The sequence below is a fragment of the Alsobacter sp. P4_H11 genome (assembly GCF_056400925.1).
Map to the genome: position 1 here is coordinate 1 of NZ_JBFUKI010000003.1, position 12,591 is coordinate 12,591.

Below are 12,591 nucleotides of genomic sequence, written 5' to 3' on the forward strand. Positions count from 1 at the left end.
CCGACGGATTCCCGACGGATTCGAACCATCGAGAGCAATGCCGCAGCGGAGATTGCTGCTCTCACCGAGGAGTTAACGCGCACCCGAGATAAAGTTCGCCAACTTGAACAGCAGGTCGCGGAAGCCGAGGTCCGCATCAAGGCGGCAGATAACCGGGTAGCTGAAGCCGAGTGTCGCCTCCAGAGCGCAAACGACTGGGTGCACAAACTTCATGACGCCATCACCAAGGCGTTCTCGGCCTATGAGGGCACGGCAGCCACTCGGTGAGTGTCTGCCAACTGCCGATCCACGATTCTGTCGCGGAAAGCAGGCCGTGCAACATTAGCGGCGGCACTGGCGGAATAATGCTACGGTCGCTCATCGTCAGCTGTAGCTCACCGGTTGCTGACGCTGTGAGATGACGGATTGGCCGTCTGCTCCATCCTCTGCGGTTGGAGTACGACATGACGGCTACACCCGCAGGTGCATTGATACTTCTCTTAGTAGAAGACGATTCCGACCTTCAAACCCTTCTGCACGTGGCACTTTCGGACGAAGGCTTCGATGTCGTTCTTGCCGACAGCGGGGCCGGAGCTGTCGCCGAGATGGCCACCGATGGCGCACATTTCAAAGGGCTTATCACCGACATTCAGCTTGGCGCTGGCCCCAACGGTTGGGACGTAGGGCGTAGGGCGCGGGAGGTGTTTTCCAGTATCCCGGTGGTCTACATGAGCGGCGACAGTGCGCATGAGTGGTCAGCCAAAGGCGTGCCGGAAAGCATAATGCTGCAAAAGCCCTTTGTGATGGCCCAACTCGTCACCGCAATTACAACGCTGCTGAATGACGCGAGCAGCGCCACCGCGTTGAGCGAAGCCATGGCCCACGACCGGAACACCAAGCCAAAGGAATAGCTGTTCGCCGCAGGCGGCCCATGCCCAATCAGGGCGTTGATCGTTAAACGGGTTCGCACCACTGAGCGCTGGAGCCGCCTGGCATCAAACCAGCAATGGAGATTGCGGTCGTGTGTCTACGAAGGGTTTGAACGAGCTCTTCGAAGCGAGGCGGCTTGCTAAGCCAGGCATCGTATTTGAACGTCACAGTGGTCGAATGTTCCGGGTGACCAGACAGGATCACGATGGGCACGCCGCGCCGGCGCAACTCATCAATCTGGACATCGCCCCGCCCATCAGAAAGCTGGACGTCCATCAAGGCGCAGTCGGGTGTGTCGTGAACAAGGTAATTGGCGATTTCAGCGCAGGTCCCGAACGGGCCAGCGACGCTGAACCCCTCTTCGGCTAGAACTTCGCCGATCGTGAATGAGACGATGGCTTGATCTTCCGCGTAAAGAACGATGGGCTTTCGGACGTCTAACATGGGGAGATCTCAGGCGCGGAGAGACCCCAGGCGTATCTATCACTGACCCGCCGAGATACCCGCTGCCGCGTCGGGCACGGCGGGTATCTTAAGCCTAGCTGTTCGTGCCTTGGCGAACGAGTCAGGATCATTACGGAGCCTGGTTATGCTCTGTTGTGCCTGAGCATCTCGCCCTCGGCCATGCCTTGGGATCCGCGGCCCGGCTGGGATACCCCTCACGTCTCGTGGCATTGGCAACATGGATCAGCTGGGGCCCCCGGCATTCAGGATCGGCGTTCATCAGCCAATTCAGCTGCGATGATGTCGGTTAAAGCCCGCACCTTGGCAGGGATAAACCGGCTGCTAGGATAGATCGCATAAGCAGTCCGCGGCAGTGGCTGATAGTCCCTGAGCACCGGAACGAGTTTACCCGTTGCAATCTCTCCCCCAACGATAAACGCCAGTTGAAACACTATGCCTTGGCCCGCAACAGCGAGCGCGCGCAGTAGGTCGCCATTATTCGCCTTTACCGACCCGCGCACGCGCTGGGCGATGCGCTCACCATTATGCTCGAACGTCCACTCGTCTGGAGGTTCGTTATCGGTGTAGATCAGGCACTCGTGGCCGGCGAGATCGGCCGGAGTTTCGAGAGCGCCGCGCCGCTCCAGATAAGTGGGTGCGGCGCATGTGACGATCGGAACCGAGGCGATCCGCCGTGCGATCGTCGACAAGCGCAGCTCAGACGCTATCCGGATGCTCAGGTCGAAGCCATCACGGATCAGATCCGTTGGCGAGTCGTCCAATCGAATTTCCAAATCCACATAGGGATGCTCCTCGCGAAACCGGCATATTGCTGCATCGAGCCGTCGTGTCGCGAAAGTGGGGCAAAGCGACACGAAGGCGGGCGGCGCCGATGCCATTCGCTCCTGAAGCTTCGGCCTCGATGCTTTCCAACTCCTCGATGACCTGGCCGTAGAAGGCGAAGAGCTTTTCACCCGCATCGGTGAGACTGAGGCTCCGAGTCGAGCGGTTCAGCAGACGGACGCCGACCGCTTCCTCCAGCTCGCGCACTAATCGTGATGCACTGGTCTGGGAAAGATCGGCTTGTTCCGCCGCCCTGACGAACGAACCGGCCCGCACGACCTGCAGGAAGACCTTAATTGCCGCCAGCTTGTCCATTCGACATCACTCCCGTGCGTTGCTCGATTGTGCCGCGTGACGGCATACACTCAGCCTCAAAGGCTCGATTATCACGATCGAATTGCCTGTCTATCTATGGGCGCGACAAGCCAAGGGAGGCATGTGGTGAGATCGATCATAAACATTGTAAGTGGAGCAGCGATACTCATGAGCGTAATCATAAGCCAAGCGACCGCGGGGTCAGTTCAAGAGAGCAATAAAAAGCTGGTTAGTGACGCGATACATGAGCTATTCGTCACACGAAATGCCGAGAAAGCCGTCAAGCTATATTTCGGTGCACCGTATCATCAGCACAACCCGATGATCCCGGATGGCGCAGAGGACCTTCCTGCGGTCGTGAAGGGCCTTCCGGCTAACTTCAAGTACGAGCCAGGCATCATTGTCGCGGATGGCGACATGGTGATGATCCATGGCCGCTACACCGGGTGGGGCCCCAAGCCGTTGGTCACCGTGGACATCTTTCGGGTGAAGGACGGCAAGCTCGTCGAGCACTGGGACGTGATGCAGGAAGATGTCCCGGCGTCGCAAACAAAGAGCGGCAGGCCGATGTTCCCGATCGAGCGCTGAAACTCGGCGTGCGGTCGCGCTGATCGCCTGGCCGCACGCTGCTCCCGTACCAAGGATGGGTTATGCCGAACAAGGATACGATTGGGAAGATGGTGGCGGTCGGACTCGCTGCCTCGGCGACAGTGCCTCCCTATTCCCATGCAGCAGCCCCGAGTACTTATCCGCCCGTGGGTAAGATCGCCGTTGTCGACTTCGGGAATGCGGTGTTCCAACTCAACTTTGTTGACGGCCGCACTATGTCGTTCAAGGACGCATCTGGAGCATTTCAGGGCGTCACGGACACCATCGAGTACACCGCTTTCAAGGTAAGCGGTCAGGTGTTCATGATTTACTGGCATGAGCCAAGCACCGGCTCTAACGTCGTCCATGTTCAAGACTGGAATACGGGCACGGTCTACACCAATATCGCAGCGAAAGACGGCTCGTTTCTTCACTTCAAGGGCACAATCCGACTGCAATAAAGATCCTGGAGTTTACCGTCACTCCGGCTGCCGGATTGCAGGAATTCAGGTCACGCCTATGGCAATCCGCCGTGCCTCGTCCCAGGTGAGATCCCCTGCCCTCGGGTCGTTGTATTAGACGCAGCCAAGCGCGAACCCCGGCGAGTTCACCCTAAACATGCCGTCGCTGTCCTCCACGGCGTACGGGCCGGCGGGGATGTCGCCCAGGTCGGCCCTCTCGCCTTTCAGCGCCGCCGGCAGCTTGGCGATGGCGTGCGCGACCCACTCGGCCGTTGCGGCGTCCATCTGGCCCATGACGGAGCTGCGGCCCTGGAAATCGGCGTAGCAGTAGACCAGCCGGCAGCCTGTCGCGTCAGACACGAGGAAGCTGCCGGGAACGCGGTGGGCGGACCAGGGTGGCGGAAACCGCCGAGCCGTGGAATCTTCGCCCTTCGAAAGGGAGGGCTCGTAAATGTTTCCGTACTCTGAAAATGCAACCGATCGCCTGGCGGAGATCATCGGCGATGTAATGTCGCTGCTGGTTGTGCTCGGCCTTTTCCTCACCGCGTTCAAGGTCTGGTGATGGACGGCGTAGCGTGGCTGAGAGAGCCCCGAGCCTCATCGGTTATCTTTGGCAGCTTCGGGCCTTCCATTCGCCATGCTCTAAGGCCGGGTGCCCGCCACCAGAAACCATGCGGCCTAGCCCATTGGCTCAGGCCTGACAGCTTCCAAGCGCATCGCGCAAGCATGGCGGAATAAGTCAAGTCCGTGTTCGTCGTGAGCATCCACGGATGCGATGCCGTCCCTGCGCTTGGCAAGAAGATGCCGAGCTCGGCGCGGCTTCGCACCAGTGGCCATGAGTGGAGATCTTGGCCATCTAACTCAAGTAGATCAAATGCCATCAGCACCGCCCGGCCGGCGCCATAGCGGGACCGCAGAGCGTGCAAGTCGTCGCGTCAATTGGAGAGCTGCACGACGGCTTCGCCATCGAGGATGCAAGAGCTGCAGGGAAGGCGCAGGAGCCCGCAGCGTTACGCGGGAGGCGATCGGTCCAAACAGGGCCGTTGCGGCTGTACAGGCGCGCGCCTGCCTCCCATTGGCCCTGCATTCGAAGCCATCTTGCTTGACCTGGTACTGCCAAACAGGACCGATTGGAATCACATCGCTCTGAGTGGCAAGCGTAGGCGGGATGAACCCTTCAGGGCTCTACCGATCGCGAGCCCACAGCCGTGCAAGCCGAGCCATAGAAAGGATGATTTCAGGGCAAGGTGGTTCGCTGGCGGATTGCCTGCGCGTCGGATAATTGACTCGAATTATAGAACGTTTGAATGGCAGGGCGCTTGGGGCGGGAGTATGAGCCCATCGACAACGATAGCTGGAATCAGACGTGACGAAGCCGCGGCCAGAGGTGACCAGCCTCGCGAGAGAGTTTCTGGAAGGGTGGCTCGATGAGCGGTTGCCGACGGCTATCACACCGTTCGACCTCGTGCATGCCGAGGCTTGTCGTCTGTCTTTCGAATGCCTGGTTGCTGCAGACATCGCTGGCATCCGGCGGCAGGCGATCGAGAGAGCGGTTGGCGATCTGGTCAGCCATATCGAAGTCGCTCTCGAGGAGCGAAACGCCGAGTTGCGAGGAGGCGTGGTCCCACTCGGACGCTCCGCCAAAATTGTCTCCTAGCCTCCGCCCGTTTAGTGTTGATCACCATTCGAACCGGAACGGAGTTCGCGGCAGGTCTGCCCAGAACGGCTCTGCAATTTGCCGGTCTCGTCGTAGTGCATCACGGTCACGGATCGGCAGCGGGGGCTCACGCTTCCCGTCTCGATTTCGTCATTGTAGCGGGATGGATGCTCTCGGTCCCAAACGCGGTCAAAATGCATTTTGTGGTCGAGATCATTAGCGGCGCCGATCGATGCGAAGCTTGCAGCAAGCATGATCCCCGCAACGATCGTGCATTGCATCCGACCTCCTCGCGCCCCCGCTCCAATCCAATCTGACTGAGCGCTTCCGCCCCCACGGCAGCGCTCCTTCGAAGTTCCCAGCTTGGGCAACACAAAGCCGCTCCGAGGCGAGCGTCTGTTATGCGCGAGCGATATGCCGGTCGCCACGTTAGGCCCCGCTCTTCGGCTTTGATAACTGCTTCTCCGACGTCGGCCCTGCCAGGCGCTCTTGCCGGAGGCGCTCCGTCTTAGCTCTCATGTCGCCAAGCTCTTTCTCCAGCAAGGGCTTCACATGCTCATCAGTGGCGCGGGCGCGTTCAGAAGCCGACATCTTGGGTGACTTCTCGGACGTGGTCACTGCTCACCCCTTCAGCTTCCCGGCTGCCGCATCAAGCACCTTACGGTTGCCGCCATGCTCTTTGAACAGCTGCTCAGCCTGATCGACGGTGGTGCTGTGCTTCTTGGCGAAGTAGCGAACCGCGTACCCTTTCTCCGCCGACACGCGGCCGCGGTCCTGCTGGCCTTTCTGGGCCTTATCGTCGCTCATCCCTGTGCTCCCGTCAGAGTCGGCTAAACCTGAAGCTGAGCGATTCAGTTCCGCGGCGGGATTGCACTGGCTACAGAAAGCTTTGCCCCGGGTGAGATCATTTTCGAAAAGGCAGTACATCCCCCGGAGGCAGGCTTTGCTTTACAGCCGAGTAAATTGCGGCCACGAGGTCACGTTGTAAAAATGGCTTTGAAAGCCGTCTCGCGCCTTCGGCCCCACCCGGCGAGATGTCGCCATACCCTGTCGCCAGCACCACTGGCAGATCCGGCCGCTGGGAAACGACGGCGGCGATAAGCTGAGTACCCGTCATACCCGGCATCAGCTGATCCGTGATCAGGAGATCAATGGACGGATCGCGTTTAAGAATGCGGAGCGCTTGCTCACCGGATCCAGCTTCCAGCACCGTATGGCCGAGATCTTCCAGCATGGCGGCGGTGTTCGCGAGCACCAGGCCATCGTCATCCACGACCAGAACGCAAAGGGGCGCAATGTTGGCAGGGTACGAGTCTGCAATTTCGTCTGACTTAGCGCGAAGCGACGCCGTCCTACTTCCAGCAGGCAATAGCAGTTCGGCCCTCGTTCCTTGGCCGAGGCTGCTGCGCAGGTGCAGCCGGCCGCCGGACTGTGTTGCGAACCCATGCACCATCGAAAGACCCAGACCAGTGCCCTTCCCGACCCCCTTGGTTGTGAAGAAGGGTTCCACGGCTCGCTCGAGGGTATCGGCGTCCATCCCTTGGCCATTGTCCGTGACCCGCACGCGAATGTACCGCCCCGGCTCGACTCCTACATCCGGATCGGGAGTATCAAGCGCGAGGTCCTCGGCCGAAATCGTAATCGAGCCACCCTCCGGCATCGCATCGCGCGCGTTGACGGCCAGGTTCAGAATCGCAAGTTCGAGTTGGTTGGTGTCCGCCAACGCAGGTCGAAGCACGAGCGGGAACTGGGTAGTTAACGATATCCTCGGGCCGATTGTCCGCTGCAGCATGTCAGCCAAGCCGCGAACAAGGTCAGGCACGTCCACAGTCTCGGTTTTGAGTTCTTGGCGCCTGGCGAAAGCGAGCATGCGCTGCGTCAGCGATGCACCCCGCCTGGCCGCTTCTATAGAGTTCTCAACAAGTGGCTTGAGGCTCTCATCAAGTTCTGATCGCCGCCTGAGCAGATCGAGGTTGCCGAGTACGACGGCAAGAAGATTGTTGAAGTCGTGTGCAACTCCGCCGGTGAGCTGGCCGATCATCTCCAGCTTCTGCACCTGGGCGAACCTGGCCTGAGCCTCCTGAAGCGCTAGCTGGGCATCGCGTCGCTCAGTGATGTCTCGGGTCACCTTGGCAAAGCCGATCAGCTCGCCGCTCTCATCCTTGATAGCGTCGATCACCACGTCCGCCCAGAACCGCGAGCCGTCCTTGCGGACGCGCCAGCCCTCCATGGCGAAACTGCCTTGTCGCCTTGCATTCTCCAGAGCCTTGGCTGGCAGGCCCGCTGCGCGGTCCTCGTCGGTGTAAAACCGAGAAAAATGCTCTCCGATGATCTCGGATTCTGTGTAGCCCTTGAACTGCTCCGCACCGGCGTTCCAGTTTGTGACCCGCCCCAGTGGATCGAGCATATAGATTGCGTAGTCTTTGATGCCTCTGACCAGGAGGCGAAAGCGCTCTTCGCTCAGACGTAGCCGTTCTTGCGTCTCTTTGCGGTCGGTGACGTCGCGGGTGATCTTCGCGAACCCCAACAGATTGCCTGACTGGTCGCGGATAGGGTCAATGACGACGTGCGCCCACATGCGCGTGCCATCCTTGCGAACACGCCATCCTTCCTGCTCGAAGCGGCCTTCGATCTCGGCAGTCTTGAGGGCGCGCCCGGGAAGGTCAGTCGCGCGGTCCTCATCGGTGTAAAAACGAGAAAAATGCTGGCCAACAATCTCGTGGCTCTTGTAACCCTTGAAGCGCTCTGCCCCGGGGTTCCAAGTCGTGACCAGCCCCGAAGGGTCGACCATGTAGATCGCGTAATCAGTGATGGATTCGATAAGGAGCTTGAAGCGGTTCTCACCCGAATGCGGGCTGACCGTCTTGTTTTCCAAATGCATGGTGTTCTCCGGCGCATCGGTACGCCAAGCGCTCGTGCAGAATTGCGTCATTGTGCCGCGGGGTGACACGGCCGAACAACCGGAAAACTAGTTTGGTTCCGTAGGCGGGCTGCTCGTCGCTGAAATCGTGCAAGCCAGATCATCACTCACTGCTCGTACATGGAGCAGGAGATCGGCATGGTTTCGCGCCCGCGAGGAGCTGACGCACTAAGGCTAGAAACAACCCTTCGCAAAGCGGCTTGGGCAGAAAAGGGATACCCGGCGGCAGGGCGCTAGAAGGGAAGTCCTGTCCAGAGATCAAGATAATCGGAAGGCTCGGGTGAATGGCCCGTATCTCTGCGGCCAGCTCAGCGCCAGTCATGTCGCCTGCAAGATTCATGTCTGAAACGACGAGATCCGGCAATTGATCCTCATCCTCGAAATGGAGAAGTGCGGAGAGGCCGTCAGACTCATGTCGGACCTTGTATCCGCTTCCCTCCATCAAATCCTTTGTAACGAAGGCTATGAATAGATCATCCTCGACCAAAAGAACGTTGTACATGCCGGCCCCTTGTGGCGATGCGATCGTCCCACGAGAGCTGGCTACAGAGCACATTCACAATAGCGTTCGCAATCCGTACTTAAATTCGAACTAGCCGTTCGAAAAATTGCATCAGGTGTTTGCAAACGGGGTTAGGCAGCCCCGCTCACATTGAGCGTCTGACGGGTTGATATAATCGCGTTCGTTGCGCTCCAGGATGCTCATGAGCATCAGAATTTCGGGCGGCAAAGGCTCATCCACGATCGATCGCCAGTAGAGGCGTAATCGCTCCACAGTACGGTCATGCTCACTATTGTACTTGAAGGACACAACGAACTGGAGCCCTCGTGTTTCGCCAACGCCTAACATCCCGACCTCGCCTTCAGGAAGTGAGGTCAAATCTTGGCGGCGGAAATCGTTCTACGATGATTGAGCTTTTTGGGCGGACAGGCGGGCAGCCGCAGAGCAACTCGAACGGCGGCCATCAACGCCCCTCAACGCTGACGGCCGCCACCCTGAGTTGCCCCAAGCTCATACTGCGTAACGCTGTTTCCGTTCGCAATCCCAAAACTGCCCGAAGAGATCAAGCTGCCCGGCCAACAACTTCTGGCGGCGTCCCCTCACATACGGCAGCGGTAATCATCTTTCGGAGCTCGGGCGTGTCCTGGTGGCCATGAACCGCCACGGCATGCTGGACGGCAGCCTCAACCAGTTCGCGCTCCGTGTCGGCCGAGATTGCGATTGTGCAGTTGATTTCACTCGGGATGCTGCGGCAGTCGATGTACTTGCGAGCCATTGTCTCCTCCCAAGGCACCTGCAAATGACGTACGCTGACGGCGAACCTTAACCCTCCAAAGATCCGAGGCGTACTAGTCGCCGGAGCTAAGCCTAGGCATCTGTGGCTCAAGGTCCGAAAAAAACCCCTGCAGCGGTGGCATGCTGCAGGGGCCGGTAGATCCATGGGATGATCAATCCCAAACTTGGACCAATAACGAGATTGGCCGGCTCGGGTTCCCTCTCTGCGCGCCGCCTGAGTTGAAGACTTCGACGATGCGAATGTCCCGGACGGCTCCATCCCCAAGCTGCCCCAGTTCCTGGCGGCCAGCCTGAAGCGTAAAGCCCAAGCCGCTCTCTCTCTCTCTCTCTCTCTCTCTCTCTCTCTCTCTCTCTTTGTCCTGAGCAGCGCCGCGGAGCCGATAGCCGTCCATCCGTTCGGCATAGAGCTGCTCGGCTCGGTCTTTCTCAGTAACGAGGCATCATGGTGCCTACGCTCTTCGGACGTAAGCGGGCCGGGCCGGATCCGGCGTGGTCGTGGAACTCACGCAGGCAGGCTTGTTGCCGATCGACGTTGGGCAGGTGCGCGAAGTGGCTCTCAATCTCGTCCAGGGTCCGAACGTAGATCAGAAGCGCCGGAATCTCGTGCCGCTTGCCTTCAAAGGTCACGGAGACGGGTGTTGTGTAGCCGATGAGAACTTCTGGGCGTTCTGGCACTCCTGCGGCCCTGAGCCGGTCCTCGGCCTCCCCTTGGGCGTCCAGCGCCGCAATTTAGGCAGCGTGCACCGTGCGATGGTGCTCGATCGCGGCGAACACCGGATCGGGGCTTTTGGCCGTGCCACCCCGCCCGGAGGTGACGTATGCCCTCAAGGCGACGAGCGAAGCAGTGTGGCGGCGAGTCATGTTCAAGCGTGCGTTATCGTTCGGCGACATGGGACATGGCGGACGAAAGCGCCCCGCAGCTGTGGCGTGCAAAGAGGCCGGGGGGTTAACCTCGGACTTAAGAGTTCGTGTTCAGCTCACATGATGGACACCGCTCACGTCGTTTTCGACTATCTCCACAACGCTTCGCATCTCGTCTGCGCGCTGCTGGCGGCCAGCATTCTATGCCGTCGCATCGATCGGCTGGGACGGGTGTTCGGCCCTGCGGTGATTGGTGTGCTCGGAATGGTCATTGCCCTTTTGAGCATGGCTGATCCGATAGTCGTCGACAGCGGCTTCCGCTTCGACGGGCGCAACGCGGTAATCGCCGTCATCGCCGGCTGGGGCGGTCCAATAGCCGTTTTGTTGGCCGGAGCGGGAGTCGGAGTCGGCCGCGCTTACATTGGCGGTATCGGACTTTGGCCCGGACTGGCCAGCGTCGGCATTGCTTCGGTCTTTTCGGCCCTTCTTACCGCTGTCCGTCCAGGTCGGCTGCAAAGTGATTTGGTTGTGTATGCCGCAATCGCGGGCATTGCGACGGCTGGTGGAACCATCGCACTCGGCAGCGCCGATCAGATCCGGGCTTTGTGGCAGCTTCTCTTGCTGGCGAGCATCGCCAATTTCATGGTCGCATACGTCTTGGGACGCCTGCTGCTTTGGCATTTCGCCCAGATGCACACGACGCAAGCTCTAGCGGACACCGATCGCCGCCTTCAGGTCGTCGTCCAGAACATGAAGGGCTGCGTGTTCCAGATGTTCCGCGACCATGGTGGTCAAATTGGTTTCACGTATGTGTCCGACGGTCTCCGATCTCTTCTGCACATGGCGCCATCTGAACTGCTGAAGGACCCGCGGCGGCTCTTGGCTACAATCCACCGCGACGATCGGGCCCGATGCCGAAACGCGATGGAGCAGTCCGCGCTTGCAATGTCGCCGAGCACTTTCTGCGGCCGCTATGTAATTGATGATAAGACGCACTGGCTCCAGTGGGACGCGGTGCCTCGAACCGAAGGCGACCGTTTGTTGTGGGACGGTGTCGTCGTCGACGTTTCGGAACGGATAGCGGAGGAGGAGCGCCGCCAGCTCGAGAAGCAGCGCGCTCTGGAGGACACTGCGTCTCGGCTGGAGATGAACATTGGCGGGGCTGTCCAGTCGATTGCGACATCAGCCGCCGAGATCAGCACCGAACTGGATACGATGCTCGACCGAGCTCACGAGGCATCCACTGCGACCGTGATGGCGCGCGGTGTTGCGGCCGGAACAGTGAAGCGGTCGGGAGAATTAGCCACCGAGGCGGACGCCCTGTCGACCTCTGTCAAAGACGTCGCCGCTATGTCGTCAACCGTTGCCGAAGCGGCGGAGGCCAGTGCGCAGAAGGTTGCGCGCTGTCTCGCGACGGTGAAGCACCTAGCTCACGACTCCGAACAGATCGAACGCATCGTTTCGGCGATCCAAGAGATTGCCGCACAGACCAATCTGTTGGCCCTGAATGCCACCATCGAAGCGGCAAGGGCCGGCCATGCCGGCCGTGGCTTCGCCGTGGTCGCGGGTGAGGTCAAAGCATTATCGACCCAGTCGGCCGGGGCGGCGGAGCATATTTTCAGGCTAGTCGGTAACATCCGGGAACTTGTGACGCGTTCTCTGGAAGAGATCGACGACGTCGCGTCCATCTCAGCCGAAATGCAGTCGACGGCGGCAAACCTCGCCAACGCAGCCGGCGCGTGCGCGGAGAGCACGCATCGGATTGGATCAGCGTCCGAGATCTCGTCCCAACAAGTGGCGCAGATGGCAGAACTCCTCGCACGGACAGACGAACAGATTTTCGCCGCGCTCGATGGAGCTGCGAGGCTGACAAAAGGCACGCAGTTCCATGCCGATCGTGTTCAAGGCATTCGGGACGATCTTGAGGGTTTCATCCGCAAAGTGCGGGCTGGCTCGTAGGAGCGAGGGTCTAACCCGTGAAGTTCTCCAAGTCAGCCGGCACGTCGCCGACACGGAGAAGCACGACAGCGTCGTCGAACTCGTCGACCGAGGGGTCGCCAGATCGCGAGAACGCCACCGCACCTCCGTGCTTCTTCACCAGCGGGTTCGCAGCTTGCGTCGCGGCGCCCGGGCTCTGGAACTCGGCGGCCTCGCCGGCGGCCAACTCGCCTTCCTCGTCGCGCGTGAATGGCAGCGCGACATAGTAGGTGACACGTTTGCTGGCCGCCTCGGACTGGGAACGCTCCTCCATCTTTTTCATGCTCGCTCTCCTCTCTCCTCAATCCCGGACCACCCG

General features: G+C 60.0%; 15 protein-coding genes and 1 pseudogene. 6 read left to right on the forward strand and 10 right to left on the reverse strand.

Features of this window, described 5'->3' with window-relative positions:
- Both AC1DSZ_RS05735 and AC1DSZ_RS05740 read left to right on the forward strand, forming a co-directional pair.
- Window positions 1-267, forward strand: a pseudogene (locus AC1DSZ_RS05735) (hypothetical protein); the annotation flags it as partial.
- A 176-nt stretch (window positions 268-443) separates the two neighbouring features.
- A complete protein-coding gene (locus tag AC1DSZ_RS05740; protein WP_476837431.1) occupies window positions 444-890 on the forward strand; it encodes a response regulator in 447 nt (148 codons plus the stop codon).
- Between the two features lie 43 nt (window positions 891-933).
- Here AC1DSZ_RS05740 and AC1DSZ_RS05745 read toward each other — a convergent pair whose 3' ends face one another.
- The 3 genes from AC1DSZ_RS05745 to AC1DSZ_RS05755 form a co-directional block, all read right to left on the reverse strand.
- Window positions 934-1,353, reverse strand: a complete 420-nt coding sequence (locus AC1DSZ_RS05745) for a response regulator (RefSeq protein ID WP_476837432.1) — start codon at window positions 1,351-1,353, stop codon at window positions 934-936.
- Window positions 1,354-1,616: 263 nt separating this feature from the next.
- Entirely contained in the window at window positions 1,617-2,183 is a 567-nt protein-coding gene (locus AC1DSZ_RS05750; protein ID WP_476837795.1) for a substrate binding domain-containing protein, read from the reverse strand.
- The gene (locus AC1DSZ_RS05755) at window positions 2,104-2,511 is read right to left on the reverse strand and encodes a LysR family transcriptional regulator (protein ID WP_476837433.1); all 408 of its coding nucleotides are present in this window, start codon (window positions 2,509-2,511) and stop codon (window positions 2,104-2,106) included. The genes AC1DSZ_RS05750 and AC1DSZ_RS05755 overlap by 80 nt, the downstream gene beginning before the upstream one ends.
- A 168-nt stretch (window positions 2,512-2,679) precedes the next feature.
- On the opposite strand from AC1DSZ_RS05755, the gene AC1DSZ_RS05760 reads away from it, so the two are divergent.
- On the forward strand, window positions 2,680-3,099 hold the full coding sequence (locus AC1DSZ_RS05760; protein WP_476837434.1) for a nuclear transport factor 2 family protein: 420 nt from the start codon (window positions 2,680-2,682) through the stop codon (window positions 3,097-3,099).
- Window positions 3,100-3,161: 62 nt separating this feature from the next.
- The gene (locus AC1DSZ_RS05765) at window positions 3,162-3,560 is read left to right on the forward strand and encodes a MoaF-related domain-containing protein (RefSeq protein ID WP_476837435.1); all 399 of its coding nucleotides are present in this window, start codon (window positions 3,162-3,164) and stop codon (window positions 3,558-3,560) included.
- Window positions 3,561-3,674: 114 nt separating this feature from the next.
- Here the strand turns inward: AC1DSZ_RS05765 and AC1DSZ_RS05770 are convergent, their stop codons facing one another.
- Entirely contained in the window at window positions 3,675-3,920 is a 246-nt protein-coding gene (locus AC1DSZ_RS05770; RefSeq protein ID WP_476837436.1) for a hypothetical protein, read from the reverse strand.
- Between the two features lie 1,027 nt (window positions 3,921-4,947).
- Between AC1DSZ_RS05770 and AC1DSZ_RS05775 the strand changes: the two genes are divergently transcribed.
- The gene (locus AC1DSZ_RS05775) at window positions 4,948-5,217 is read left to right on the forward strand and encodes a hypothetical protein (protein ID WP_476837437.1); all 270 of its coding nucleotides are present in this window, start codon (window positions 4,948-4,950) and stop codon (window positions 5,215-5,217) included.
- A gap of 11 nt (window positions 5,218-5,228) precedes the next feature.
- Here AC1DSZ_RS05775 and AC1DSZ_RS05780 read toward each other — a convergent pair whose 3' ends face one another.
- The 5 genes from AC1DSZ_RS05780 to AC1DSZ_RS05800 form a co-directional block, all read right to left on the reverse strand.
- Entirely contained in the window at window positions 5,229-5,498 is a 270-nt protein-coding gene (locus AC1DSZ_RS05780; protein WP_476837438.1) for a hypothetical protein, read from the reverse strand.
- Window positions 5,499-5,838: 340 nt separating this feature from the next.
- On the reverse strand, window positions 5,839-6,024 hold the full coding sequence (locus AC1DSZ_RS05785) for a DUF3606 domain-containing protein (RefSeq protein WP_476837439.1): 186 nt from the start codon (window positions 6,022-6,024) through the stop codon (window positions 5,839-5,841).
- Window positions 6,025-6,121: 97 nt separating this feature from the next.
- Window positions 6,122-8,098, reverse strand: a complete 1,977-nt coding sequence (locus tag AC1DSZ_RS05790) for a hybrid sensor histidine kinase/response regulator (RefSeq protein ID WP_476837440.1) — start codon at window positions 8,096-8,098, stop codon at window positions 6,122-6,124.
- 142 nt (window positions 8,099-8,240) lie between these two features.
- Window positions 8,241-8,639: a response regulator gene (locus AC1DSZ_RS05795; protein WP_476837441.1), complete on the reverse strand. Its 399-nt coding sequence runs from the start codon at window positions 8,637-8,639 to the stop codon at window positions 8,241-8,243.
- A 562-nt stretch (window positions 8,640-9,201) separates the two neighbouring features.
- Window positions 9,202-9,414 carry a DUF1059 domain-containing protein gene (locus tag AC1DSZ_RS05800; protein ID WP_476837442.1) on the reverse strand — a complete coding sequence of 71 codons (213 nt, stop codon included), beginning with the start codon at window positions 9,412-9,414 and terminating at the stop codon, window positions 9,202-9,204.
- Window positions 9,415-10,415: 1,001 nt separating this feature from the next.
- Here AC1DSZ_RS05800 and AC1DSZ_RS05805 point away from each other — a divergent pair.
- The gene (locus AC1DSZ_RS05805) at window positions 10,416-12,254 is read left to right on the forward strand and encodes a methyl-accepting chemotaxis protein (RefSeq protein WP_476837443.1); all 1,839 of its coding nucleotides are present in this window, start codon (window positions 10,416-10,418) and stop codon (window positions 12,252-12,254) included.
- A gap of 10 nt (window positions 12,255-12,264) precedes the next feature.
- On the opposite strand, the gene AC1DSZ_RS05810 is transcribed toward AC1DSZ_RS05805, so the two are convergent.
- Complete coding sequence (locus AC1DSZ_RS05810) at window positions 12,265-12,555, reverse strand: hypothetical protein (protein ID WP_476837444.1); 291 nt, start codon at window positions 12,553-12,555, stop codon at window positions 12,265-12,267.
- Window positions 12,556-12,591: the final 36 nt, after the last annotated feature.

Coding starts and splice junctions, on each gene's coding strand:
- AC1DSZ_RS05805 (WP_476837443.1), top strand. CDS start 10,416: ATGATGGACACCGCTCACGTCGTTTTCGACTATCTCCACAACGCTTCG.
- AC1DSZ_RS05765 (WP_476837435.1), top strand. CDS start 3,162: ATGCCGAACAAGGATACGATTGGGAAGATGGTGGCGGTCGGACTCGCT.
- AC1DSZ_RS05745 (WP_476837432.1), bottom strand. CDS start 1,353: ATGTTAGACGTCCGAAAGCCCATCGTTCTTTACGCGGAAGATCAAGCC.
- AC1DSZ_RS05760 (WP_476837434.1), top strand. CDS start 2,680: ATGAGCGTAATCATAAGCCAAGCGACCGCGGGGTCAGTTCAAGAGAGC.
- AC1DSZ_RS05790 (WP_476837440.1), bottom strand. CDS start 8,098: ATGCATTTGGAAAACAAGACGGTCAGCCCGCATTCGGGTGAGAACCGC.
- AC1DSZ_RS05795 (WP_476837441.1), bottom strand. CDS start 8,639: ATGTACAACGTTCTTTTGGTCGAGGATGATCTATTCATAGCCTTCGTT.
- AC1DSZ_RS05800 (WP_476837442.1), bottom strand. CDS start 9,414: ATGGCTCGCAAGTACATCGACTGCCGCAGCATCCCGAGTGAAATCAAC.
- AC1DSZ_RS05810 (WP_476837444.1), bottom strand. CDS start 12,555: ATGAAAAAGATGGAGGAGCGTTCCCAGTCCGAGGCGGCCAGCAAACGT.
- AC1DSZ_RS05785 (WP_476837439.1), bottom strand. CDS start 6,024: ATGAGCGACGATAAGGCCCAGAAAGGCCAGCAGGACCGCGGCCGCGTG.
- AC1DSZ_RS05780 (WP_476837438.1), bottom strand. CDS start 5,498: ATGCAATGCACGATCGTTGCGGGGATCATGCTTGCTGCAAGCTTCGCA.
- AC1DSZ_RS05740 (WP_476837431.1), top strand. CDS start 444: ATGACGGCTACACCCGCAGGTGCATTGATACTTCTCTTAGTAGAAGAC.
- AC1DSZ_RS05755 (WP_476837433.1), bottom strand. CDS start 2,511: ATGGACAAGCTGGCGGCAATTAAGGTCTTCCTGCAGGTCGTGCGGGCC.